General features: G+C 41.9%; 21 protein-coding genes, 1 pseudogene and 1 riboswitch. Of the genes and pseudogenes, 12 read left to right on the top strand and 10 right to left on the bottom strand.

Going from position 1 to position 25,978, the window contains the following annotated elements:
• Window positions 1-284 precede the first annotated feature (284 nt).
• Window positions 285-2,108 (top strand): translational GTPase TypA, encoded by a 1,824-nt coding sequence (gene typA / locus A7968_RS17075; protein WP_064667778.1) that lies wholly within the window; start codon window positions 285-287, stop codon window positions 2,106-2,108.
• A gap of 416 nt (window positions 2,109-2,524) precedes the next feature.
• On the opposite strand, the gene A7968_RS17080 is transcribed toward typA, so the two are convergent.
• The 3 genes from A7968_RS17080 to A7968_RS17090 form a co-directional block, all read right to left on the bottom strand.
• The gene (locus A7968_RS17080) at window positions 2,525-3,256 is read right to left on the bottom strand and encodes a CBM9 family sugar-binding protein (RefSeq protein WP_064667779.1); all 732 of its coding nucleotides are present in this window, start codon (window positions 3,254-3,256) and stop codon (window positions 2,525-2,527) included.
• A gap of 179 nt (window positions 3,257-3,435) precedes the next feature.
• Window positions 3,436-4,527: an MBL fold metallo-hydrolase gene (locus A7968_RS17085; RefSeq protein ID WP_064667780.1), complete on the bottom strand. Its 1,092-nt coding sequence runs from the start codon at window positions 4,525-4,527 to the stop codon at window positions 3,436-3,438.
• Between the two features lie 148 nt (window positions 4,528-4,675).
• Window positions 4,676-5,332, bottom strand: a complete 657-nt coding sequence (locus A7968_RS17090; protein WP_064667781.1) for a DUF2959 domain-containing protein — start codon at window positions 5,330-5,332, stop codon at window positions 4,676-4,678.
• Between the two features lie 88 nt (window positions 5,333-5,420).
• On the opposite strand from A7968_RS17090, the gene A7968_RS17095 reads away from it, so the two are divergent.
• From A7968_RS17095 to dtd, 3 genes are read left to right on the top strand one after another with little or no spacing between them, the layout of a single operon-like run.
• The gene (locus A7968_RS17095) at window positions 5,421-6,317 is read left to right on the top strand and encodes a virulence factor BrkB family protein (RefSeq protein WP_064667782.1); all 897 of its coding nucleotides are present in this window, start codon (window positions 5,421-5,423) and stop codon (window positions 6,315-6,317) included.
• Window positions 6,318-6,349: 32 nt separating this feature from the next.
• Complete coding sequence (gene pip / locus A7968_RS17100) at window positions 6,350-7,303, top strand: prolyl aminopeptidase (protein WP_064667783.1); 954 nt, start codon at window positions 6,350-6,352, stop codon at window positions 7,301-7,303.
• Window positions 7,291-7,728 carry a D-aminoacyl-tRNA deacylase gene (gene dtd, locus A7968_RS17105; RefSeq protein WP_064667784.1) on the top strand — a complete coding sequence of 146 codons (438 nt, stop codon included), beginning with the start codon at window positions 7,291-7,293 and terminating at the stop codon, window positions 7,726-7,728. Before pip ends, dtd begins: the two co-directional genes overlap by 13 nt.
• Window positions 7,729-7,732: 4 nt before the next feature.
• Here dtd and A7968_RS17110 read toward each other — a convergent pair whose 3' ends face one another.
• Window positions 7,733-8,422, bottom strand: coding sequence for a spermidine synthase (locus tag A7968_RS17110; RefSeq protein ID WP_064667785.1), 690 nt, complete (start codon window positions 8,420-8,422; stop codon window positions 7,733-7,735).
• 220 nt (window positions 8,423-8,642) lie between these two features.
• Here A7968_RS17110 and A7968_RS17115 point away from each other — a divergent pair, with 220 nt between their 5' ends.
• A complete protein-coding gene (locus A7968_RS17115; protein ID WP_064667786.1) occupies window positions 8,643-9,536 on the top strand; it encodes a bifunctional GNAT family N-acetyltransferase/hotdog fold thioesterase in 894 nt (297 codons plus the stop codon).
• Between the two features lie 53 nt (window positions 9,537-9,589).
• Here the strand turns inward: A7968_RS17115 and A7968_RS17120 are convergent, their stop codons facing one another.
• The 5 genes from A7968_RS17120 to dapA all read right to left on the bottom strand — a co-directional run bounded on the left by A7968_RS17120 (window position 9,590) and on the right by dapA (window position 14,892).
• Window positions 9,590-10,630: a phospholipase A gene (locus A7968_RS17120; RefSeq protein ID WP_064667787.1), complete on the bottom strand. Its 1,041-nt coding sequence runs from the start codon at window positions 10,628-10,630 to the stop codon at window positions 9,590-9,592.
• 289 nt (window positions 10,631-10,919) lie between these two features.
• The gene (locus A7968_RS17125) at window positions 10,920-12,041 is read right to left on the bottom strand and encodes a succinylglutamate desuccinylase/aspartoacylase family protein (protein ID WP_064667788.1); all 1,122 of its coding nucleotides are present in this window, start codon (window positions 12,039-12,041) and stop codon (window positions 10,920-10,922) included.
• A gap of 5 nt (window positions 12,042-12,046) precedes the next feature.
• Window positions 12,047-13,252, bottom strand: a complete 1,206-nt coding sequence (locus tag A7968_RS17130) for a PLP-dependent decarboxylase (protein ID WP_064667789.1) — start codon at window positions 13,250-13,252, stop codon at window positions 12,047-12,049.
• Entirely contained in the window at window positions 13,252-13,992 is a 741-nt protein-coding gene (locus tag A7968_RS17135) for a 2,3,4,5-tetrahydropyridine-2,6-dicarboxylate N-succinyltransferase (protein WP_064667790.1), read from the bottom strand. Before A7968_RS17135 ends, A7968_RS17130 begins: the two co-directional genes overlap by 1 nt.
• 15 nt (window positions 13,993-14,007) lie before the next feature.
• Window positions 14,008-14,892, bottom strand: coding sequence for a 4-hydroxy-tetrahydrodipicolinate synthase (dapA, locus tag A7968_RS17140; RefSeq protein ID WP_064667791.1), 885 nt, complete (start codon window positions 14,890-14,892; stop codon window positions 14,008-14,010).
• A gap of 131 nt (window positions 14,893-15,023) precedes the next feature.
• Window positions 15,024-15,218, bottom strand: a riboswitch (Lysine riboswitch).
• A 217-nt stretch (window positions 15,219-15,435) separates the two neighbouring features.
• Between dapA and A7968_RS17145 the strand changes: the two genes are divergently transcribed.
• From A7968_RS17145 to A7968_RS17175, 7 genes are all read left to right on the top strand, one after another.
• Window positions 15,436-16,137, top strand: coding sequence for a DNA-3-methyladenine glycosylase I (locus A7968_RS17145; RefSeq protein WP_064667792.1), 702 nt, complete (start codon window positions 15,436-15,438; stop codon window positions 16,135-16,137).
• A gap of 8 nt (window positions 16,138-16,145) precedes the next feature.
• Entirely contained in the window at window positions 16,146-17,555 is a 1,410-nt protein-coding gene (locus tag A7968_RS17150; protein WP_064667793.1) for a protein adenylyltransferase SelO, read from the top strand.
• A gap of 474 nt (window positions 17,556-18,029) precedes the next feature.
• The gene (locus tag A7968_RS17155) at window positions 18,030-19,076 is read left to right on the top strand and encodes an OmpA family protein (protein WP_064667794.1); all 1,047 of its coding nucleotides are present in this window, start codon (window positions 18,030-18,032) and stop codon (window positions 19,074-19,076) included.
• 485 nt (window positions 19,077-19,561) lie between these two features.
• On the top strand, window positions 19,562-20,635 hold the full coding sequence (locus tag A7968_RS17160) for an OmpA family protein (RefSeq protein WP_064667795.1): 1,074 nt from the start codon (window positions 19,562-19,564) through the stop codon (window positions 20,633-20,635).
• A gap of 267 nt (window positions 20,636-20,902) precedes the next feature.
• Window positions 20,903-23,500: a bifunctional aconitate hydratase 2/2-methylisocitrate dehydratase gene (gene acnB / locus A7968_RS17165; RefSeq protein ID WP_064667796.1), complete on the top strand. Its 2,598-nt coding sequence runs from the start codon at window positions 20,903-20,905 to the stop codon at window positions 23,498-23,500.
• A 376-nt stretch (window positions 23,501-23,876) separates the two neighbouring features.
• The gene (locus A7968_RS17170) at window positions 23,877-24,509 is read left to right on the top strand and encodes a 2OG-Fe dioxygenase family protein (RefSeq protein WP_064667797.1); all 633 of its coding nucleotides are present in this window, start codon (window positions 23,877-23,879) and stop codon (window positions 24,507-24,509) included.
• A gap of 9 nt (window positions 24,510-24,518) precedes the next feature.
• Window positions 24,519-25,751 (top strand): cysteine desulfurase-like protein, encoded by a 1,233-nt coding sequence (locus A7968_RS17175; RefSeq protein WP_064667798.1) that lies wholly within the window; start codon window positions 24,519-24,521, stop codon window positions 25,749-25,751.
• A 46-nt stretch (window positions 25,752-25,797) separates the two neighbouring features.
• Here A7968_RS17175 and A7968_RS23910 read toward each other — a convergent pair.
• Window positions 25,798-25,978, bottom strand: a pseudogene (locus tag A7968_RS23910) (hypothetical protein); the annotation flags it as partial.

A 25,978-nucleotide genomic window follows, 5' to 3' on the forward strand; every position in this document is an offset into this window, starting at 1 on the left:
ACTTACTTAGCAAATACTGCCAAATTATGACAATAATAGCTAGGAATGAGCAAAATAGTGGCAAATTGAAAAATTAAATTAATGAAAATGTCATATATAAAACAGATGCTTATTAGAAGTATGAAGAAAGTTGTGAAATATATATTGGATAAACTTTCATCCATGTCATTAATAAGGGATAATATGCGCCCTTTTAAATCCTATGCTGGGACATCTCGTGAAAACGCAGATGAGTGCGTAGATCTTGCAGGATCATTGAGAATTTAATTTCTCTGAGTAAAAATATGAGCATCGAAAAGTTAAGAAATATAGCGATTATCGCGCACGTTGACCATGGTAAAACAACACTGGTTGACAAACTACTTGAGCAATCAGGTACATTAGAAACACGCGGCGGTAACGAAGAGCGCGTGATGGACTCAAACGACATTGAGAAAGAACGTGGTATTACCATTTTGGCTAAAAACACAGCCATTTCATGGAATGACTACCATATCAATATCGTAGATACCCCAGGACACGCCGACTTTGGCGGTGAAGTTGAACGCGTACTTTCGATGGCTGACTCAGTATTACTACTTGTTGATGCTCAAGAAGGTCCAATGCCACAAACGCGTTTCGTTACGCAAAAAGCATTCGCGCAAGGCTTAAAGCCAATCGTTGTTATCAATAAAATTGATAAACCTGGTGCACGCCCTGATTGGGTTATGGATCAAATCTTTGATTTATTCGACAACCTAGGTGCAACTGACGAACAGTTAGACTTTAAAGTGATCTATGCATCAGCAATCAACGGCTGGGCAACACTAGATTTAGACGAGCCATCAGATAACATGGAACCTATGTTCAAGATGATCGTTGACGAAGTATCACCACCGGATGCAGATCCTGAAGGTGACTTCCAAATGCAGATTTCGCAACTTGATTACAACTCATATGTTGGTGTGATCGGTGTAGGTCGTATCAAGCGTGGTTCTGTAGCACCTAACCAACAAGTTACTATCATCAGTGCTGATGGCACTAAACGTAACGGTAAAATCGGTTCTGTACAAAGCTACTTAGGTCTTGAGCGTATCGAAACTGAACGTGGTTATGCTGGTAACATCGTAACTGTAACTGGTATCGGCGAACTTAAGATTTCAGACACTGTTTGTTGTCCTACTAATGTTGAAGCATTACCACCACTAAGTGTTGATGAGCCAACAGTAACAATGACGTTCTCTGTTAATAACTCTCCTTTTTGTGGTAAAGAAGGTAAGTTTGTAACATCACGTAATATTCGTGAACGTTTAGATAAAGAATTAGTACACAACGTAGCACTTCGTGTTGAAGATACTGCAAACCCAGATAGCTTCCGTGTTTCTGGCCGTGGTGAATTACACTTAGGTATCTTAATCGAGAACATGCGTCGTGAAGGTTACGAGCTAGCGGTTTCTCGTCCTGAAGTAATCTTACGTACTGTTGATGGCGTTCTTGAAGAACCGTATGAAACAGTAACGATTGACTGTCAAGAAGAGCACCAAGGTTCTATCATGGAGCAAATTGGTCTTCGTAAAGGTGAGCTTACTGACATGGCACCAGATGGTAAAGGTCGTATGCGTATGGACTTTATGATCCCAAGCCGTGGCTTAATCGGTTTCCAAACTGATTTTATGACGCTTACATCGGGTTCTGGCCTTATGTACCATACTTTCGATCACTACGGTCCGCACAAAGGTGGCGAGCTAGGTGTTCGTAAGAACGGCGTAATGATTGCAAACGCAACGGGTAAAGCACTGACTAACGCATTATTTAACTTACAAGAGCGCGGCCGTTTATTCATCGGTCACGGTGTTGAAGTATACGAAGGTATGGTTATCGGTATTCATAGCCGTGATAACGACCTTACAGTTAACGCGCTTAAAGGTAAGCAACTTACTAACGTTCGTGCATCTGGTACAGATGAAGCACAAACATTAACACCAGCACTTAACTATTCACTTGAGCAAGCGCTTGAGTTTATTGCTGATGATGAGTTAGTAGAAGTAACGCCATTAAACATTCGTATTCGTAAACGTCATTTAACTGAAAATGAACGTAAACGTGCGGGTCGTGCGCCTAAGTCATAATCTATTAATTTAGAACGATGATTTTAAAAGCCGCTGTATTTAAGAGATACAGCGGCTTTTTTGTGGTTAATTAGTTAGCGAGAGTAAAGTTTGTGAGGGGAAGAGTTGTAAGCTATAAGCGGTCAGCTGTCAGATTAGAACAGTGTCTTGGTGTCAGTAATAGCTGTTAGGTGAAAGGCGCTAGACTTTGAAAAATCTTGCCACAGAATCTATCTCTGAAATAATTTTTTCCTCTAAAGCGCAGCGTCTCTTATCCTCTTTGTGAATAATTCACTTAAAAAATGTTTGCACAAAGAGAAGATAATGAGCAGTAAATGAGGTTAGGGCAACAAAGTCATCGGGATTTGCTGCCCTAGCGCCTAGCAACCTAGTACCTGTTTTATTGTAAGCGCAGCATCTCTTGAGTTCTGCGTGGATCAGTTATTTTTTGGTAACAAGGTGATTTTGCCAAACACGTCGGCATCGATATAACCTAGGTTGCGGCTGCCATTTACGGGCTGTATTTCTTGTGAGCCCATAAAGTGTTCGCGAATTTCACTGCCGTCGTTATCGCAATAAGCGAGCATAAAGCCGATTACTTGTTTTGCCGTTAACTTAAGCGGGGTGTTTGGCGCGCCTTCTTGGTAATCATTTGGGTAGAGCTTAATCGCCACTTCCCAAGTGATGTTGTAGGGCGCGGTGGTGTTGCGTTGCCAGCGGCTAATCAAGTGATCTGTGTATAAATGGGGCTTTTTATCAGGCCCAAAATCGGCAGCTTGGTTATCAAGGCCTATATGATACGCAAATGCGCTATGATTAAATTGATGATTACCGCCTGATGCATCGCTGTCGATAAATATTTCCAGTGCATCGTCATCCCAATATTTGACTGTTGGATCTGGGTGCGTATCAATTAGTACATCATCAGCAATGTCGGCTTGTAAATAAAGATAGTTTTCATCCCAAAGTAATTTGTAGCGGCCTTTAAAGTCTTTATCTGAGTCAGGTAAAGTACCATCCATAAGGTAAGGCATCGATTGCCATTGTGCTTGGTCCCATGCGCTTTCAGAGACACCATCAATAGTAATTGGTGTTGCTGTATGCTCTACATCGATAGCCATGGCGGCGTTGCTCATTAATAGGCTTAAGGTCAGCGCGACTGTTTTCATGTCATTCTCAAGTTTTTATTTTGTTTATAGCCTAATAGTGACTGAAACAAAAATTGAAAACAACAGCGGTAATAAGTGAGGTGCTAAATAGAGACACTAACAAGCCGTAAGTGCATACAGTTTTTTACAGTTTTGAATGCAAGGCAGAAGAGCAATCGTATCAGTACCCAAGTGTCGCTTTATAGTGCGACACTTTCTCCCTCATTGAAAATATACAGCGGGATTTGCGAGTCCATTTCATCGTACATATGCAATAAGCGTAGTAATGGGGAATGGCTGCTGTGATCGCCCATCTGCCAACTTGAGTTGCCATAGCCCCAAGGTATCATAACTTTGCAACTTAGCTCTTGTGCAGCTGTTAAGGCATCCTCAGGAGTGGTATGTACATAACGATACCATTTGCCATTATCTTCGCTGTAATAAGAGGCAATTGGCATTAAACAAATATCAATCTCACCATATTTCTGTTGAATGTCTTTAAAGTGCTGTGAGTAACCGGTGTCGCCTGCAAAAAAGAGTGTTTTGCCATTTTGTTCAAGCAGCCAGCCATTCCATGAAGCTTTATCGTTATCTTCGTAAATAAAAGGGACGAGAATACGACTGCTAAAGTGGTGTGCAGGCACGGCGTGAATGGTTAAATCATCAATTTTGGTGCTTGCGTACCAGGCCATTTCACTAATGTTAAAGCCACCAGTTGGAAAGTTATCGGCCATCCCGAGCGGGGTTAGATAGCGAGGCAGATTACCAATTTCTTCAATATCGGCTTTATTGAAATGATCGTAGTGAAGATGAGAATACATAACGGCGGCTAAGTTTTTTAGTTCGTCGTTAGTGAGCCAATCACCAGGTTTGCGATAAAACCCTGAAGCAAGACGAAAAGCTAAATCAACAGGGGAGTCAAACTGTTCCTTTACTGGATCAAATACCACTTGTTGGCCGTCGGGGGTTTTGATCATAAAACCTGCGTGGCCAAGCCAGCGCACAGTGAAGCCAGTATTGAGTTGTGGTGTTAGCTGCTCGCCTTGATATTGGCAGTTTTCAGTCTCTGCTTCACATACTAAGCTCGCGTTTTTTGGGTAGCAATCATGCTCACAACTAATAGGGTAAGTTTTTTCACCAGGGTAGAGATTGTGGTAGCGGCCAGCTCGTTCACCCTCTTGATGCAGTGGTACAATAGTTTCTGGCCCCGCAATAGTTTGTACTTTATTTGCGCTACTACAAGCGACTAAGATAGTTGAACTGATAATCAAACTAATGGTACGTATTTTCATTGTTCACTGTTTTTATTATTTTAATGATTGAAAAGTGTACCAAAAATAGCTGATAAAAAAATACTTAAAAAGTAACAAGATATAACAATAAAAAAGCCTGCGAAATCGCAGGCTTAATGTATTCTTTTCTCGCCAACTCGCAGCTAATTTATCCTGCTTTATTCATTTGCTCAATAAATTTATTTGAATCAGCAATCGACTTGTTCATGTCATCCATTAACACTTTGATATCGCGTTTAAGGTTGGTAAATTCACCTTGAATGGCTGTCACGGCTTGTGCGTTAAGGTTATGCTTTAAATATAAAACATTGTCATGCAGTGATGACAGTACAGGCTCCATTTTGCTTTCAGCATTGCGCATTGAGCGTAATAGTTTATCAAAGTCACGTTTGGTTGCGGTGAGTTTTTTATTGCTTTCACGCTTTAGTGACGCATTAGTATATTGCTCTAATTCGTCGCCCCATTCTTCAAATAATGCTTCGGCTACGTCTTCAACTTTGTTGATGTTATTTGTAACGTCGTTTGCAGCCGCAAGGCTCGACTCGTAGTCATCGTTGAGTTGCTCATAAGCGGCTTGTAAATCACCACCATCAAAATTTATTAGCGTAGTTAAACGCTCTAAAGCAGATTGAAACTCTTGTTGTGACTCTTCTTGAGATTCTTTTGTTTCCTCAACACGGTCGACTAAAATATCGCGTTTGTGCACACCAACCGATTCCATGGCTGAGTAATATGCGGATTGACAACCCGTTAAGGTGAGCGTTAAAGCGATAATTGGTGCGCCTAGCAAAGTAAATTTTTTCATTGAGATCCCTTTTTAAATCCGTTATTGCTGTAAATTATGTGGCGGATTGCTATGATAATCAAAACTATTTTAGCAGAAAGTTAAATTTATGAATGAAAAGGTCGCACATTATAAACAGCAGTTGCGGGGGCTTATACGTCAGCAGCCCACTTGGTGGATGCAGTATATTAATCGCTGTATTGATGATCAAATAACTGTAAATGCTGGTTATTTAGCCTATGTGACGCTACTTTCGTTAGTGCCTCTCATTGCTGTGGGTGTGGCTATTTTCTCGGCTTTTCCGGGCTTTGAAGACACCCGAATTGCGATTGAAAACTTTTTGTTTGCTAATTTTATTCCCACCTCATCAGATGTAATCAAAGAGCATATTACCTCTTTTGCAGGAAATGCGAATCAAATGACTGCCGTGGGTATCGGCTTTTTAGCCGCTATTGCGCTGCTGCTGATCCGAAATGTTGATGCAACTTTAAATCGTATTTGGCGAATTAAAGCTAAGCGGCCAATGATGATTTCTTTCGCCGTGTATTGGATGGTGTTGAGTTTAGGGCCATTGTTATTGGGGGCGAGTATCGGGGTTACTTCGTATATTGTCTCGTTAGTTTCTTTTGCCGATCAGGGGATCCCTGGTTTTAGTGGCTTTTTGTTAAAGCTATTGCCGTATTTAATTTCCATGGCGGGCTTTATTATGCTCTATACTTTAGTGCCTAATACTCGCGTGCCTTTTCGAGCTGCAATTCCTGGGGCTTTATTTGCAGCATTACTATTTGAGTTAACTAAAAAAGGTTTTGCACTGTATATCAGTCATTTTCCATCGTATGAAGTGATTTACGGCGCGGTGGCAACGATCCCAATTTTGTTTGTATGGGTTTATTTATCTTGGGTGGTTGTGTTGTTAGGAGCTGAATTCACTGTATGTATTAGCCCTAAAAATATCGCAGATACACCTGATGTTATCTTGGATGAAGAGGGCGATGCTACTCATTAATTAGCCGCATCGCTGATAGGAGAATCAGCATTATGCAGTTATATCCGAATATTACTCCCTACCATGACTTTCATTTAAGTGTTGGGGATGGCCATCAAATTCATGTGCAGGAATACGGTGAGCCCGAGGGCTTGCCGGTGGTGATTTGCCATGGCGGCCCTGGCGTGGGTTTGCATGCGGATAATTGCCGTTTTTTTGATCCTACCCGTTACCGTATTATTCTGTATAGCCAACGCGGCTGCGGCCAATCTACTCCCCATTTAATCGGCGCGAATACCACTACAGAGCTAGTAGCTGATCTTGATTACTTACGTACTTATTTAGGGCTAGAAAAATGGCTGCTTAGCGGTGGCTCATGGGGAGCAACCTTATGTTTACTGTATGCAATTGCACATACTCAACATGTACAAGGATTAATTTTACGGGGCACCTTTTTAGCTACTTCAGCAGATTTAGATTGGTTATATAGCAGCACTGGTGGTGCAGCACACTTTTACCCTGAGTTGTATGCGCGTTTTTCTCAAAATCTACCTGATGTGACGAGTATTCTTGAGTTTTATCAGCAGCAATTAAATGATGATAATCAAATAAATGCCAACCACTTTGCCAAATTATGGTGCCAGTGGGAAAATGTATTGAGTCATGGTAAACAGCAGCATCAATGGGGATTGAGTTCACCACAGTTAGGGCTCAATATGGCGCGTTTGATGGTCCATTACTTTGCTGCGCAGTGTTTTATTGCGGATAACTTTATTAGTGAAAACTATAAAAAGATTAGTAAAATTCCCACTTGGTTTATTCATGGCCGCCATGATTTAGTATGCCGATTCAATGCGGTGCAGCATTTAGCCGAGCAACTCAATGCACAGTTGCTTATATTAGATGGCGTTGGGCATGGTGTTGATAATAATGTATATTTAGCGGCAGTACGGCGCGCAGCCGATCTTATGTGTATTAAATTATCGAGGAATAAATGCAAGGACTAGTTCAGCGGGTTAAACACGCAAAAGTTACAGTAGATGGTCAAGTTATTGGGCAAATTGAGCAGGGAATACTGTTATTGCTTGGGGTTGAAAAGCTCGATGATAATAGCGCCGCTGATAAACTACTGCACAAGGTGACGAACTACCGTATTTTTAGCGATGAAAACGACAAAATGAATTTAAGTCTCAAAGATATTCAGGGGGAATTATTGGTGGTATCGCAATTTACTCTGGCGGCAGATACTAAAAAAGGCATGCGCCCGAGTTTTTCATCAGCGGCAACACCGGTTCAAGCAAATGAGCTTTATGAGTATTTTGTAAGCCAAGCTAAAGTGGCGGGGTTACGTGTTGCGACAGGACAATTTGCTGCGGATATGCAAGTAAGTTTATGTAATGATGGGCCAGTAACATTTAACTTAACCGTATAACGAATTATTTTCTGATCACCACAATATTATTTGCATAACCTGGGATTTTTTCAATGCTGGGTATTTTACCAAACGTGGTGATCAGCAAATGCTCTAGCTGCTTTAGTTGTGATTCATGCTGGGACAAAAAATTAATAAACAGGTAACCATGTTTAGCTAAAGCGCTGCGCAGTTTTTCGTAAAAGCGGTGTTTGTATAAAAATAACGGTGCATCTAATTGGCTAAATAGATCAAGAATGATCCAATCGTATTGTGGGCCATGCTCTAATACCGCTTCAGCATCAAAACAGCGCAAGTTGGATGCGTGATCCCCGCCAAAAAAACGCTTATAACAATGAATGATATTGGGGTTTTTCTCTACAGATAATAGCTGACTATCAGGGTAGGTGTGTTGTAAATAATTGCGGATAGCGCCGCCACCTAAGCCCAGTTCAAGTACCGCGTTTGGTGCTGGGAGTGGCTGCCATAATTGCGCTAAATATTGTAAATGTGGAAACAGCAAATGGCTTGGACTGCTTTTCTCGACCACGGATTGCAGGGTTTCGTTGATCAGTAGCCAGCGTAATTGTTTATGCTGGCGCACCTGAATGCAATCGGCGCCATATTTGTGCCAATAGAGTAATTGCCCGATGCGATGGCAATCTTCGATAAAACTGTGTTTTACTGCACCGCTGTCTTCAAAAAAATGTTCCATAGTTACATCAGCATAGGCGAGTCAACCTAAAGCGCCAATATGTCTATCAAGTTTTACAGGTAAAGCAGATATTTTGCATTGCTCACCAAAGTCGTATTCCAAGTTTTTATCAGATGGAGTATGGTAGTTTGCAATAATAAATAGCCGTATTCTGTTGATGTTATTTTTAGCAATGGGCAGCAGCGTTTTATAGTACGGTATTAGCACAACAGGAGTGATTATGTTTCAGGTGACAACACCACAAAGTAGTGAAGATTGGCAAGCTTACTATCAATTACGTTGGCAAGTACTGCGCGCGCCTTGGAATGAGCCGCGTGGTTCTGAGCAGGATGATTTAGAGCAAGATGCCGAACACCGCTTTATTAAAAATAAAGAGGGAGCCGTGTTAGGTGTTGCACGACTGCATTTCAATAATCAACAACAAGCGCAAGTACGTTATATGGCGGTGGCTGAGGGCAATCGTAATCAACATATTGGTAGCCGTTTATTACATGAGCTTGAAAAAATAGCTTGGACTCAAGATGCCGATGAGTTGGTGTTATTTGCCCGTGAACGCGCGCTTGAGTTTTATAAGCGCCATGGTTACGAGCTCAAAGAAAAAGCCCACTTAGCCTATGACGATGTTCAACATTGGAAAATGGTGAAACAAAAACCATCTGCACCAGGTTGGTTCCGCCACCCTAACTGGACGCAAGTACTGCAAAATACTTGGCGTGAATCTATTCCGATCAGCGATGCGATGGGCATTAAAGTTGAAAGCTACACCGATTGGCAATTTACCACCAGCGCAGATCTCAATGCGAACTTAAATCTGCATAACACTATGTTTGCCGGTTCTATTTATAGTTTAGCAACGCTCACTGGCTGGGGCGCAACTTATTTAGCGCTTAAAGAAGCCGACCTTGAAGGTAATATTGTGCTTGCTGATGCAAACATTAAATACCTAAAACCACTCAATAATGAACCGCGCGGTAGCGTTGATTTAAGTGGCTGTAAAGGCAAGTTGGCTGAGCTGGAAACAGATGGTAAAGCAAGCTACATGGTGCCCGTTGAAATTTACGACGGTGAGCTACTTGTAGCCGAATTTGAAGGCACATTTAAAATTATTAAGTAGCCCGAATTTAGCACTAACAACAAAAAGGCCAAGCGATTGCTTGGCCTTAATTTTTACAGTAAATCAGTTAACAATATACCGACACCAATACGTTCTATATCCGCGTTATAATCAATTAAACTTTCACCGTAACCGTTGAAGTATTGGGCGTAACCACGAACTCGCCCCCATAACGGAAATGACCAATCAAGCTGAATTGCACCACGATTGTCTGAATTTAAGTTGTTGCGGGTCATAAAACTAAACTCATGATCATTAAGTCGATATGCACCGCTAAATTCAAAGTAACCCATGTATTTGTAAATATCAGGGTTATCATCACCTCTTGGATCTAATGGTGTTTCTTTCTCGCTTTCTGAAATACGGTACCAAGGTTTAAAGCTAAACACGTAGCCGTCGTTTTCCCACAGAAAGTTTGCATAAATACGGTTCCATGAGCGTGAATCTGGCTGACTATTACCGTTAGATTGATGGGAAACACCAAGCACCACAGCCATTTCGTCGCCCCATGGAACGTGCTCTTTATCTAAATAATTAACCCAAAAAATTTCTGGCTCATAGTTGGTCTCACGAAATGGTGAGGAGCTTTCTTTGTTATAAAGTTGCCAATATGACTGCAATGTAAAGGCAAAAAATATAGCTTGGTCTTCATCAGAAAAATCATCGAAAATAGGAACCTTAATTGAAAGCTGATATTTTGCTTCTACGTTATCGAGTGGTTCATCTTTTTTTTCACCGGTTAGTTCGTCATATGCTTCAAACGAGCTATTGTTTGGGTGGGATACATAAGAGATAGGTAAAATATAGTTACGCTTATGTGGTGTGATCACATTGCGGTTTTTTTGACTAACCTCTTCACGCGCTTTGCGTTTATCCAGCGCGGTAACTTGTTTGCTTTCATCTAGTGATGAGCATTTTTCGCGCAATTGCGCGAGCGTCATTTCGCCAGCTCCACCAATTGCTTCATTTAAAATACATTGCTTTACCAGCTCAAGCTCATCGTCTTGTTCGTTGGTCTTTGTTGCTGGTTCTGATTGTGCAAATGTGGTGCTTGATAATAGTGCAGTGAATATGATCCCATAGTGCCAAGTCATTATTATTCCTTTGATAAAATCAAATATAGAGTAGCTATCGTGTGTTGTTGGTAAATGAGAATGGGCTAATTTCAGTGTTATAAAACCAGCGAAAATACCTTTCCATTACATTTTATCCAGCATTGACTGTAACTGAATATCAGTGAATTGTTACTGAACTTACGTGATTGTGACGCTTTTCGATCATAAATACAAAGAAAAAGCGGCCGAAGCCGCTTGTTCAATGCACGTTTTCCTGTTGGATAATCGTGCTCTCACGCAATGAGAAGGGCTGAGATTTACATAAAAGTTAAAACTCAAATACGTTGGTAAAAAATTTATATAGCTCGGTGCCTTGGTTTACGCTTGCTGAGGCAAAATGCAAAATAGCGATCGCATTACAATCAAGCGTGAGTGTTTGCAATGGTTGCTCGCTCAAGTAGCGTTCCATGCGCAGCACTTTAGCAATAGGCTCACCGGCTTTAATATGGCCACCAAGTGGCGCTATATATTCAACCATGCCACCCATAGGTGCATAGTAAGCAAGATAATCACTTAAATTACAGCCGTAGCGCTGCATTGCTTTAGGCTGGTACGGCGCATCGACAAACACTTGCTTGTGATTTAGGTAACTCAAAATACTATTCGCGTCATTTAGGGCCGCCGTTAAATCTATTTTTTCTTGGCTGCCAAGCTCAACCGTGAACGCTTCAACTTGCACGTTAAACTCACGGCCTTGTTGAGCTAATGCCTCGGTTAGTTGCCACCAAGGGCAGAAGCTGGCTTCATCCATTGCACCATCAAAGTCATTCGGAATGAACAAAACATGGGGAATGTTGAAATAGCTGGCGCTGGCCTTGGCGTAATCTGGACAATATAAATGCTGGCTTGAAATAGGCCCAGTGTGTAAATCCAGCACGATATCAGCCTGATGCGCGAGTTTTTGTAAATTGAGTGCAATGCGCTTACCAGTAGTTAGTTGATAAGCTGGACCGTTAAGCTGTTGATCTACCTCTTCAATCAGCGCAGTTTTAAATACGCTTTTTAAGGTTTGCTCATCGGCATCACGATATTGCTCGGCAAATTGGCTCGCCAATTTACTATTGCAGTGATACATGCGATTCCAATTAGTGCCAGTGATTGGATCAAAGCGGCCAAGGGTAAACTCCCCTGACTTTTGATTACAGCCAATTGGGTTGGCATAAGGCACTAAGGTGATATCGCCTTTGAGTTCAAGATGCTTAAGTTGCTCAAGTAATTGGTAAATAACCGCATTACCTTGTACTTCAGCACCGTGCATATTGGCTTGCACATAAACATTTGGCCCAGTGCCATCGCCTTTTAAACGATAGACAGGAATGGTTAGCGGTAAGCCATTTGCGACTTCGCCAACCACGATATTTTCTTGGCTGATTGCAGTTGTCATACTCATTTCAATTACCTTAAGTAGTAGCTAGCATCTTCTGCTTGGCGAATACAGTTAAGCTCACCATTGTTCATAACGTATTCGGCGGCCAGTTCATGGCATAAAAAGTAGGGCATGCTTTCGGTAAAACCGTACGCGCCGCATTGGCTAAACACCAGCCAGTCTTGCTCGTTTAAATCGTTAGGCAATTGATGTTCACCTAAACAATCCAGTGCAGTACACAATGGTCCATATAAACTCATTGCTTGGTTTGAGGCTGTTGAGTCACGTAATAATCGTGCAGGGAAATCTTGGCTGGTGACGGCGGGGCGTAATAAATGGTTAATACCACCGCTTAAGATTACTTGCTGCTGGCCATAGTTAAGTTTGCGCTCAACCACCGGTGTTGCGTAGTGGCCACATTCACCTACGGCATAACGGCCAAGCTCCATCCATAACTCATCAACGCCTGCAGCACGCTTAATTTTTGCAAGGGCACTAATTAATGTATCCCAACTTAAGGTAGGTGCATCTAAAGTGTAAGGAATACCTAAACCACCGCCTAAATCGAGCACTTTTAAACGAATACCTAAATCGCTTGCAAGTTGTTGCAGTGGTGCAACCATTTGTGACCAAAGCTCGGCAAGTTTGTCAGTACTGAGCATATTGCCCCATTGGAAAATATGCAGGCCGTCAAAACTAAGCGTTGGGTAGTCGCTAGTATTGAGCGCTTGCCATTCATCGCAACCTAAACCAAATGGAGTAAGGCTATCGCCACCAAGTGGATTTTTTTCACTTTCAGGCCAACGTAATTGCACACGCAGTAAGACTTGCAGTTGGCATTGCTTTGCAATTGCTTGCTCGTTGAGCCAACGTACTTGATTGAGGCTTTCGGCAACAAAAATACGCACGCCGCGCGCAATAAAGTGTTTAATTTGGCTTGGGCTCTTTGCAGGCCCCGTGTTGAGCACGCGCTCGCTGTTAATGCCTTGTGCAAGTACTTGCTCAAGTTCACCTTTGCTTGCTACGTCAAAGTTAAAACCTGCGTTATCTAAGCTTTGAATCACTTTCGATAATGGGTTGGCTTTTACCGCATACCAAAGTTTTACCTCTGTTTGCGCTACTAAACGCGCTAAGTGTGCGTTTAGAGTATCTAGGTCGTAAACAAAAAATGGCGTATCAAGTTCAGTTGATAGCGCTGCAATGGTGTTTTTAACTGGCGTGCTCAAAAAGGTCATTAACGTAAAACCTCTTCAAGAAGTAATGACGCATCACTTTGTTCATCACGGTATTTTACGATTAGTGCGCATGACATACTTAAGCCTTGCTCGCGGGCCCATGCATTTGATGCCGGACGAGAACCAGGAATAACAATCGCATATTCTGGAATTGGCTCGCCTTTATCTAGTTGGCGCTCATTGACACAGTCGTAGACAGGAATGGTTGCTGATAAACGCACGCCAGGGGCAAGTACTGCACCTTTTTTAACCACTACGCCTTCAACAATTACACAGCCTGCACCGATGAATGCATCGTCTTCGACTACCACAGGACTTGCGCCAATTGGCTCAAGTACGCCGCCTAGTTGTACCGCAGCACTTAAATGCACGTTTTTACCTACTTGTGCACAAGAGCCTACCAATGCGTGGCTATCAACCATAGTGCCTTCGTCAATGTAGGCGCCAATGTTTACATAGGCTGGTGGCATGATAATCGTACCTTTAGCAACGTGAGCACCACGTCGTACACTTGAGCCACCTGGCACCATACGTACACCTGCATCAGCTGCAAAGCCTTGTGGCGCTAAGTTATGCTTATCAACAAAACCACCAGGGAATTCAGTATTAGTACCGTTTTTAAACGCTTCTAAAATACCTTGTTTAACTTCAACATTCGCATGCCATTGGCCGCTTTCGTCTTGTGTTGCTGCGCGTACTGCGCCCGATTCTAAATTATTTAATAGTTCTAACCAGCTCATTATAAAAACCTGTGTTTAATGCCAAGATAAAATGGTGTTGTTTGCGTTGTTAATACAATCTGTTTGCGTTAACTCAAGATGCGTTAAAGGCGGACGCAAATACGGGCTATTAATACGGCCTTGTAAATGCATGAGTACTTTAACGGGGATAGGGTTTGCGACAGCAAACAAGCTTTGAATTGCTTGCGACCAGTCAGCAAATAAATTGGGGTGTTGACCACTGAGGCTACGTTTTACAAACTCGTGGGTTTGTGAAGGCCATGCATTGGCTGCGACAGATACTAAGCCTTTCGCGCCGGCTTGGGCAAAGTAAGGCATCAACGCATCATCACCACTAAAAATCGCCAGCTCTGGTGCGGCATTTCTAAAGCCTTCAAATTTAGCAATATCGCCACTGGCTTCTTTAAGCGCCCATAAGTTTTTGTGATCTTTTAAATTGCTAATTACTGCAGGTGGGATAGCAATCGCACTGCGCCCCGGTACGTTGTAAAGCATACATGGATGCTTGCTGGCATTGAGTAGACTTTCAAACCAGTGGGTTTGGCCAACTACGCCTGGTTTGGCATAGAGAGGAGAGCCCAGTAAATAACCGTGAATTGGTAATTGGTTACAGTATTCAACCCATGCAACTTGCTGTTTGAGGTTCATGCCGCCAACGGCAACCATCAAGGGCACAGTCGGTGCTAACTGGCAGACGTGCTCAACAATCGCTTGCTGCTCTTTGAGGGTAAGAGCTAAGCCTTCCCCTGTACTGCCAAGCAGTAAAATGCCATTGTTAGCTGTCTGTTGCTGCGTAACTAATTGCTCAAGCACGCTATAGTCGACTTCGCCTGCGTCAGTAAAAGGCGTGACAAGGGCTGTCCACAATGGGTAGTCGTTTAAATTGAAGTTGTTGATCATCTCTCACGAACTTATAAGTGATTCGAGGAGTTAATGAGCATTATGATAAGAGCCGCATTAACATCGTTCGAACTAATAATTCGAAGAGCGAATGGGCTTAATACAATAGGGCGCAATGGCCTTATTATGCTAAGACCAGAAGCTCTCCACCAAATATTTTAACAGCCAAGCTGTTATTGGTGACAGTCGCTGGGATTCAACCCAGTCGCCCGAAATAACCCTTCACAAAAAGTGTTACTTCTCGGCGTTAATTCCCCTCACGTATGATCACTGGAGTGTTGTGCTCCTCACATACGTTACCTGAATAACGCACCTCTTCTAGCCCACAGCGCCAGTTTTAAAAAGTAAAACTGACACCTTAAATAGGGGTAATGGCGGTGATTAAAGCATTTTAGCCATCTAGGTGTCAAGACTGTAATCCGAACTCTGGAAATAAATCTTTAGTTAGTCGCCGTGTTTATGTTGATCTTTACACTTCAATGGTTACGTATTAATAGCTTTTTTCGTACACTAGTGTGCATAGTGGTAAAAGGGTATTAAGTAATGGAAAAGTTTCAGGATATTTATCAACGAGCGGCACAGCGTAAAGGCGGTACTGCTATGCTTGAGCAATTGTTACACGCACCTCTTGCGACTGAACAACTGAAGTGCTTATCTGATGATGCATGGCTTGAAGAGTTTACCCGCAAGATTTTTCAAAGTGGTTTTTATTGGTCAGTGATCAACAATAAGTGGGCTGGTTTTCGCGAGGTATTTTGGGACTTTAGTGTTGAAAAGTTACTTATGATGCCGCCTGATATGCTTGAGCAAAAAGCCACGGATGAGCGAATTGTCCGTAATTTTAAAAAAGTACAAACTATTCCTCATAATACTTACATGATCCATGATATTGCCGCAGAGCATGGCAGTTTTAGCCAGTTTATTGCTAATTGGCCAACAGGCGACATAATTGGTTTATGGGCATATTTAAAAAAACACGGTGCGCGTTTAGGGGGTAACACAGGGCCTTATGCATTGCGCGCACTTGGCAAAGATACCTTTTTGCTATCGCGCGATGTTGAAAATTATTTGCGTGCTCACAAAATAATTGACGGCGGTTTGCAAACTAAAAAGTCGTTAACTGCGGCACAAGCATTTTTTAATGAATTACAACAGCAAAGCGGCTTAAGCTTACAAGCGCTAAGCTTAATTATCGCATACAGCGTAGGTGATAATCGCGTAGGTATACAAACAACCCCAGCTTAAGGAATACCATGAAACTAGTTGCTCGCTATACCCAGATTGCTGATGATTTTGCAGTGCCCGATTTTCCTAGTGCCGTTGCAGCACCCAAGTTATTGCTGTGGAACGATGTATTAGCGCAGCAGCTTAATATTGACGTTGCCAGCGCTGAACGTGCACAGGTTTTTGCAGGTAACCTAAATAGCAGTAACGTAGCGCCTGTTGCACTGGGTTATTCAGGGCATCAGTTTGGTCATTTTTCACCGCGTTTGGGTGACGGCCGTGCCCATTTACTAGGGGCTGTTGCCGATCAGCAGCAACAGCTATGGGACATTCAGCTTAAAGGTGCAGGTGCTACGCCATTCTCCCGCGGTGGCGATGGTCGCTGCGCAATTGGCCCTGCTGTTCGTGAATACATAATGAGTGAGGCGATGCACGCGTTAGGAGTACCAACTACACGATGTTTAGCTGTCGTCGCCAGCGGTGAAACTGTTTACCGACAACCCCCGCAGCCAGGCGCCATTGTTACCCGCGTTGCACGTAGTCACATCCGCGTTGGCTCGTTTCAGTATTTAGCAAGCCAAGGTGATGTTGCTGGTTTGCAGGCATTGGCTGATTTAGCCATTGCACGCCATTACCCTGAAATCAATACAACGGGTCCTGAGCGCTATTTAGCGTTTTTAGCTAAGGTTGTTGAAAAACAAATAGCGCTAGTGGTGAGCTGGATGCGAGTTGGTTTTATCCATGGTGTGATGAATACAGATAACACCCTGATCAGTGGTGAAACCATAGACTATGGGCCATGTGCTATGATGAATCAGTTTGATTTTGACACTGTGTTTAGCTCTATAGATCGGCAGGGGCGCTACGCTTTTGGTAATCAACCAAATATAGCTAACTGGAATTGTGCCCGCTTAGCTGAAAGTTTAATACCCTTAATTAGCGACGATGAAGAGCAAGCCGTTGCGCTATTGAGCCCGCTAATTAATGGTTTTTCTGAGCAATTTAATCACGCATTTAGTCAAATGTGGGCGCAAAAACTGGGGCTTGATGGCGAGCAAGCTGGTGATAAGGAGTTAGTTTCAGAGTTACTGGGGCTGCTGAAAACGCATAAACTTGATTACACCAATAGCTTCGATGCGTTGACCGAGTCATTACAAGGTAGTGTTGCCATTCCTAGTGAGTTGGCTGCTTGGTCAATTAAATGGTTAACACGCACTAATATAGACAGTTATCCGACAATGCGACAAGCGAACCCAAAATTGATCCCGCGTAACCATATTATTGAAGCTATCTTAAAAGATTTTACGCATCAGCATCAAAGTCCAATATTGAACGAATATTTGCATGCATTGCAACAGCCATATCAATCCCCAGTAAAAGAGTCATGGACTTTAGCACCTGAAGATGATGAAAATTATCAAACATTTTGTGGCACCTAATGAAGTCGACCTATGGGGTAATATATTTTTGTTTCTATTGGTTTTTTTCTAAATATCAGTCGTTATTATGAGGTTGTATTTATTTTTCTTGCTTTAGGCTGATTATTACCTGTTATTCATTAATATTTATAAAAAATAAATACGTTTGCCACTTGTTGATTTAAAATTAACCAATATAATGTACCTAAGAGACTGAACACTTTAACACGTCTTAAAGTTCCCTTACTGCTATTAATATTGACTTTGTAAGGTGCTTTTAGTGTTGTCGGTAGACGATTTACTTGTGGGTTAGGTAAAGTTTTTTATATCGTCTATACTTATTACCGTTTGTATTAACAACCACTTTAGTTGACAAAAACACAATTTAGGCGTTTTGTTAGGTAATGATTAACAAATGATTTTTTACTCTGGTTTAAAGATTAAAAGCTAGGGTTACTTAGCTACAATTTTAATTGCGAAAATGGGAAGGAAACAATGAAATTAAAATCACTTACTATTGCTGTAGCGCTAGCTGCAACTAGCGCTTCAAGTTTTGCTGCTGAAAAAGAAGGTTTCTTTATTGGTGCGTTTGGCGATTATTACGATGCTTCATGGGAAAATGTCCGTGGTAGTGCAGGCACCAACGTTGATGATTCAACAGGTTGGGGAGCTGAAATTGGTTATCGTTTTAACGATTACTGGAGTGCGCGTTTAGAATATGCTGATATGGATTTTGATATATCAAGCTCAAATCCTGCTATGACTGCAACCAGCATGGACGGTGAACGTTACGGTATTGATGGTCTTTACCACATTAACGGCGGCCCTTTCTATGGTATTTTCGGCCTTAAGCAATTAGATCTTTCTGAAAATCTAATGTTTGCTAACGTAGGTGCGGGTTACCAACATTACTTTACAGATAATTTTGCGTTTAACGCTGAAACATCTTTATACCAAGGTCTTGACCGTGGTTACACAGATGTTGGCGCTAAACTAGGTCTTAGCTATATCTTTGGTGAGCAAGGTTCAGCACCTGCACCGGTAGAGCCTGCGCCTGTAACGGCAGCTCCAATGGATAGTGACAATGATGGCGTTATTGATGCTGATGACCAATGTGCTAATACACCAATGACAGATGCCGTTGATGATAAAGGCTGCACACTGTACGAAGAGAAAGAAGCAATGATGACATTGCTAGTTACATTCCCGCACGATGTAGCTGAAGTACCAAATGGTTATTTTGATGATATTGCTGCTTTAGCTGCGTTCATGAAAGAAAACGATGGCACATCAGTTTTATTAGAAGGTCATGCTTCAGCCGTTGGTGATGCTGATTATAATATGCAATTATCTAAAAAGCGTGCACAAGATGTGGCTGATGTATTAATCAAAGATGGTATTTCATCTGACAGAGTATCGACAATTGGTTACGGTGAAGAGCGTTTGCTAAACACAGCAAACACACTTGAAGCTCATGCGCAAAACCGCCGAGTAGAAGCTCAGGTTAAGAGTGTTGAACGAGTTAAAGTTCTTCGCAATTAATTTTACTTACTGAAGTTAAAATGGCTTTAACTTCAGTAATATTTACTTTTAGAAAGCCGACTTGATTAACTTAAGTTGGCTTTTTTACGTTTAAAATACCTGCCAATATTTACTTTTTGAGTAAAAAGGCTAACACTGTATGATGTTAATCTTGACTACTTAATCAACTTTCTCTTTTAATTAAAGTGAATTTAAACTTGATTTAAAGTAATAAAGCCGTAAATAATTGTAGTATTGTGATTGTTAATCAATTAATTTGTCGAAGTTTGAAATGAGTTAAATAATTTTGAGAGCTCGCAAAGTATCTAGCGAGTTAAGAATTGATATAGGCATTGTCGTATTTGGTGTTGCTCTAAGCTACTGAGCTTCATTTTAAATTTTCAGTTTCTATAGCTTATTAAGTTTGGATTAATTGGTCATCATCTATCTTAGAGTGAGTTTGGCCAAAATGGCCTTTAGGTATTTTTAATGGAAAGGAATGAAACATGAAACTTAAATCTCTTACTATTGCTTTAGCACTAGCTGCAACTAGCGCTTCAAGCTTCGCGGCCGAAAAAGAAGGCTTTTACATCGGTGCATTTGGCGATTACTACGATGCTTCTTGGGAAAATGTTCGCGGTTATGAACAAGGTGGCTTAGATGTTGATGATTCTACAGGTTGGGGTCTTGAGCTAGGTTATCGCTTCAATGATTACTGGAGCGCTCGTTTAGAATACGCAGACATGGATTTCGATTGGACTGCTCGTGCAACTGACGGGACGTCGGTTAGTGGTTCTGAAGACGGTAAGCGTTACGGTATTGATGGTCTATATCATATCAATGGCGGTCCTTTCTATGGGATCTTTGGTTTGAAAAACCTTGATGCTGTTGATGAAGATTTAATGTTTGCTAACGTAGGTGCTGGTTACCAACATTACTTTACTGATAATTTTGCATTTAACGCTGAAACATCTTTATACCAAGGTCTTGACCGTGGTTACACTGATGTTGGTGCTAAATTAGGTCTTAGCTATATCTTTGGCGCGCAAAGCTCAGCAGAACCAGTTGAAGCTGCACCAGTTGCTGCTGTAGTTCCTGTTGCTGTAGCACCTGTTGATAGTGACGGCGATAATATCCCTGATGCTGATGACCAATGTGCTAATACACCAATGACAGATGCAGTAGACGGTACTGGTTGTACTCTTTATGAAGATCGTGAAGTAACTACGAGCTTATTAGTAACATTCCCTAACAATACTTCAAAAGTTGCCGGTAAATATGATAGCGGCATTGATAAAGTTGCAGCGTTCTTAAAAGAACATACTGAAACAACAGTATTGCTTGAAGGTCACTCTTCTGCTGTTGGTAAAGCAGATTACAACAAATGGTTATCTAAGAAGCGTGCTGATGCCGTTGCAGCTAAGTTAATTGCTGATGGTATTGCTGCTGATCGTATCACTACGGTTGGTTTAGGCGAAGAGCGTCTTAAAAATACAGCTAACACTGCGGAAGCTCATGCTGAAAACCGTCGTGTAGAAGCACACCTTAAGTCAATTGAACGCGTGAAAGTTGAGCGTTAATAAAATTTGATTTATAAAAACCCAGCCATGTGCTGGGTTTTTTTATGCCTGATAATAATGATTCGTAATTGGTATTCATCTGACAGGTATTTTTTGTGTGTGATATTCACGATATTTATAATGAGTATCATGTTTTGCGCTACTGGATGGATTTTAATCTATACTTAAAAGCTTTATTATGAACCGTCAGAATACTATAAAAGTTTGGTAATTTTACGCGAACACTCGCACTACCGAATACTTTCACGTCACCAAGAGGGCAATACTGTGCTACAAGATTATCGTAAACACGTAGAAGAGCGTGCCGAATTAGGTATCGTACCAGCGCCATTAGATGCTCAGCAAACGGCTGATCTTATCGAGTTAGTAAAAATTCCACCGGCGGGTGAAGAAGAGTTTATTCTAAATTTATTAGTAAACCGTGTACCACCTGGTGTGGATGATGCGGCTTACATCAAAGCAGGGTTTTTGGCTGCTGTTGCTAAAGGTGATGCATCATCACCACTTATCTCAAAAGAGCAAGCAGCAGAGCTGTTAGGTACTATGCTTGGTGGCTATAATATCGCCCCTATGATTGATTTACTTGATGACGATGCGCTTGCACCAATTGTTGTTAAAGGTCTTGCAAATACATTACTAATGTTTGATGCATTTTATGATGTTGAAGAAAAAGCCAAAGCAGGTAATCGCTTTGCTAAACAAGTTATTGAATCATGGGCAAACGCACAGTGGTTTACTAATAAGCCCGCGGTTGCTGAAAAAATCTCTGTTACGGTATTTAAAGTAACGGGTGAGACAAATACTGATGACTTATCACCAGCACCAGATGCATGGTCTCGCCCTGATATTCCTCTGCATGCTTTAGCAATGCTAAAAATTGAGCGCGATGGCATCACGCCAGATAAAGGCGGTGAAATTGGCCCAATTACACAACTGGAAGAATTAAAAACGAAAGGGTTACCACTGGCATATGTTGGTGATGTTGTTGGCACGGGTTCTTCACGTAAGTCTGCCACTAACTCGGTGCTTTGGTTTATGGGCGATGATATTCCGTTCGTACCGAACAAGCGTGTTGGTGGTGTATGTTTAGGTAATAAAATTGCGCCAATCTTCTTTAATACAATGGAAGATTCTGGTGCGTTACCAATCGAATTAAATGTCGACGAGTTCAATATGGGTGATCAAATCGATATTTACCCTTATGAAGGGGTTGTTAAACGTCATGGTACTGATGAGGTGATCTCTACTTTTGAACTTAAATCAGATGTCATTCTTGATGAAGTTCGCGCTGGTGGTCGTATTCCACTGATCATTGGCCGTGGCTTAACAGACAAAGCGCGTACATCACTGGGTTTAGGTGCAACGGATGTATTTAAAGTGCCAGCAGTAACTGAAATATCTGATAAAGGCTTCACGCTTGCACAAAAAATGGTGGGTAAAGCATGTAATGTTGCAGGCATTCGCCCTGGTCAATACTGCGAGCCTAAGATGACCACCGTTGGCTCGCAAGATACGACAGGGCCGATGACTCGCGATGAGCTTAAGGATTTAGCCTGTTTAGGTTTCTCTGCTGATTTAACCATGCAGTCTTTTTGTCATACATCTGCTTACCCTAAACCTATTGATGTAAACACCCATCATACGCTACCTGATTTCATTATGAACCGTGGCGGTGTATCACTTCGTCCTGGTGATGGTGTTATTCATTCATGGTTAAACCGGATGTTATTACCAGATACCGTAGGTACGGGTGGTGATTCGCATACACGCTTCCCATTAGGTATTTCATTCCCTGCAGGTTCAGGTGCAGTGGCATTTGCAGCCGCAACAGGGGTTATGCCTCTTGATATGCCGGAGTCAATCTTGGTACGTTTTAAAGGTGAAATGCAAGCTGGTATCACGCTACGTGACCTTGTGCATGCAATCCCTTACTTCGCTATCAAAGAAGGTCTACTGACTGTAGAAAAAAAAGGTAAAATCAACGAGTTCTCTGGTCGTGTACTAGAAATCGAAGGGGTTGAGCACTTAACGGTTGAGCAAGCATTTGAGCTTTCCGATGCATCAGCAGAGCGTTCAGCGGCAGGTTGTACTGTCAAGCTTTCTAAAGAGTCTATTGCTGAATACTTAGAATCAAACATTGTAATGCTTAAGTGGATGATCTCAGAAGGCTATGGCGATGTACGCACTATTGAACGTCGTATTAATGCAATGCAAGACTGGTTAGCAAACCCAGAACTCATGGAAGCTGATGCAGATGCTGAGTATAAGCATGTACTAGAGATTGACTTAGCCGATATCAAAGAGCCAATTCTGTGTGCGCCAAATGATCCTGATGATGCACGTTTATTATCTGATGTGACGGGCGAGAAAATTGATGAGGTATTTATCGGTTCATGTATGACGAATATTGGCCACTTCCGCGCCGCAGGTAAACTACTTGATGGATATTCAGGACGTATTCCAACCCAATTATGGGTTGCGCCACCGACTAAGATGGATAAGGATCAACTTACCGATGAAGGTTATTACGGTATCTTTGGTCGTGTAGGTGCTCGTATTGAAACTCCAGGGTGTTCACTGTGTATGGGTAACCAAGCCCGTGTTGCAGATAAAGCAACTGTGGTTTCTACTTCTACGCGTAACTTCCCGAACCGCTTAGGTAATGGTGCAAATGTATTCTTAGCGTCAGCAGAACTTGCAGCCGTAGCTGCGATTTTAGGTAAGTTACCGACAGCTGATGAGTACCAACAGTATGCAGCAAAAATTAACGCAACAGCAGCTGATACTTATCGTTATTTGAACTTCCATCGCATGCCTGTTTATACCAAAAAAGCAGACAACGTAATTATTCAGCAAGCTGTTTAATTTTAACTAGTTTGTACATAAAAAGCCTGTTTTGCAGGCTTTTTTATTAAATATCATCTGTATGTAGTGAACATTAAGAAGGGGTGCTATAACCCACCTTACCAGCCTAGTACTAAGTTGAACTTATACTCGAAGGTTGCAAAATCAATATGAGGTTTATTGGACGCTTTAAGTGTTTTTGTTATTGATGTTTATAAATAGAAATTCAACCAGTTATTTGTTGTTAGATTAAAATTTCATTATAATGATATTTTAGATCTTAAAATTCTACTTTAACCTTGACTTAATCAAGTAAAGACGCAAAAAATCCTCTCTATTTGCATTAAAATCCCTTCATTATTTATGAGTTAATCCTCTTATTTTTAGGTGAGATTTTATGACAGCATTAAACAACCAGAACCTATTACAACTTCGCTTTGTAAACCAAGCTCATATTGAGGCTGTTAAGCCATCATTTGCTAATCTTCCGGCTAACCCGTATGCCGACGGTGCGTTTCGTAAACGCCGTTACTCAGTAATTAAAGTGCAAAATGATGAACTTGTTTTACAAGCCACGAAAGCCTTTGTACAAGATGATTCAATTAATACTTTTCAAGGCAATGTTGAGCGTACTTATGAGAACTTAGAGTCAAGCTTACTGCAAAGTGAAGGCATGAAAAGTATCGTTAATGAATTTCGCGCTATTACTGGGATAGACGAAGACCGTGATATTGAAATTCATCAATTTCGTATGCTTGCTATTGAAAGTGACACACCACCGGCGCCAGAAGGTATTCACCAAGACGGCTTTGATCATGTATGTATTTGTGGTGTATCACATGAAAACCTAGAAGGTGGTGAATTACTTGTTTATGAAAACAAACAAGCTGAGCCGTGTTTTAAAATGGAAATTAAAGACGGTATGTTTGCATTAATCAACGACCGTGAAGTGTGGCACAACGCCACGCCAATGAATAAAATTGATGCAAGTAAAGACGGTTACCTAGATTGTTTCGTACTAACGGCTTAAGGAATGGCAATGAATTTAACTAAACTACGTCGTCAATTTCCGGCATTAATGCAACAAGTTGCGGGTAAATCGCCAATATTTTTAGATGGCCCGGGTGGCTCGCAAGTACCGCAATCAGTGCTTAGTGCTATGTCGGCTTACTTAGGTTATTACAACTCTAACTTAGGCGGCGCGTTTTTCTCAAGCGATAAAACCGTTGAGCTTATGGCTAATGCACGTCAAGCCGCGGCTGATTTACTCAATGCACCATCAAGCGATCAAATTGTATTCGGTGCGAATATGACCAGCCTTACTTTTAGCTTTAGCCGTGCGATTTCTCGTGATTGGCAAGCGGGTGATGAGATTATCGTGACCAACGCAGATCATTTCTCAAATGTCTCCTCTTGGCAACAAGCTGCAGAAGATAAAGGCGCAAAGGTTAATACTGTATTGATTAACGAAGCTGATTGCAGCTTAGATTTAGCGCATTTTGAGAGTTTGCTAAATGCTAAGACTAAACTTGTTGCAGTGACTTACGCATCAAATACCACCGGCTCTATTAACGACATTAAACGTATTGTAGAACTTGCTCATAGCGTAGGTGCTTTGGTTTATGTAGATGCAGTGCATTATGCGCCACATGAGTTAGTTGATGTGCAAGATCTTGATTGTGACTTTTTGGCCTGCTCTGCCTATAAGTTCTTTGGCCCGCACTTAGGCATGGTGTACGGTAAGCGTGAGCACCTTGAAGGATTTAGACCATACAAAGTAGAGCCTGCCAAAGATGTTATTCCAGGGCGCTGGGAAACCGGCACGCAAAGCTTTGAAGCACTCGCAGGCTTAATTGCTGCTGTTGACTACATTGCTGATATTAGTGAGCTTGATGAAAGCTATTCACGCCGTGATAAATTAACAGCAGCTTTTGCTAAAACGAAACAGCATGAAATGGCGTTAAGTGAGTACTTTCTTACTCGTTTAGTTAACTATCCTAAAATTAAGCTATTTGGTATTGATGATTTAGATCGTTTAGCTGAACGTACCCCAACGTTTGCGTTAACCTTTGCAGGGCTTGAGCCACGCCAAGTGTCTGAGTTTTTAGGCAAGCAACATGTATGTGTGTGGGATGGTAACTTCTACGCTCAAGGCTTATGCAAGCAATTGGGTGTATTGGATACTGGCGGCGTGGTGCGCATTGGCTGTATGCACTACAACACCATCGAAGAGATGGACACGCTCTTTAATTTGTTTGATGAGCTGATTTGAAGCTGTCAGCTATAAGCCGTCAGTTTAATGCAAATTTGCACTTTAATTATTGTTTATTAAAGTGCAAATACTTGACAGTAGTCAGCAGTTGGTTGATTTTTGACCGCTGACCGCTGACCGCTGACCGCTGACCGCTGACCGCTGACCGCTGACCGCTGACCGCTGACCGCTGACCGCTGACCGCTGACCGCTGACCGCTGACCGCTGACCGCTGACCGCTGACCGCT

It is taken from the genome of Pseudoalteromonas prydzensis (genome assembly GCF_001661495.1).
GTDB classification, from domain to species: Bacteria; Pseudomonadota; Gammaproteobacteria; order Enterobacterales; family Alteromonadaceae; genus Pseudoalteromonas; species Pseudoalteromonas prydzensis.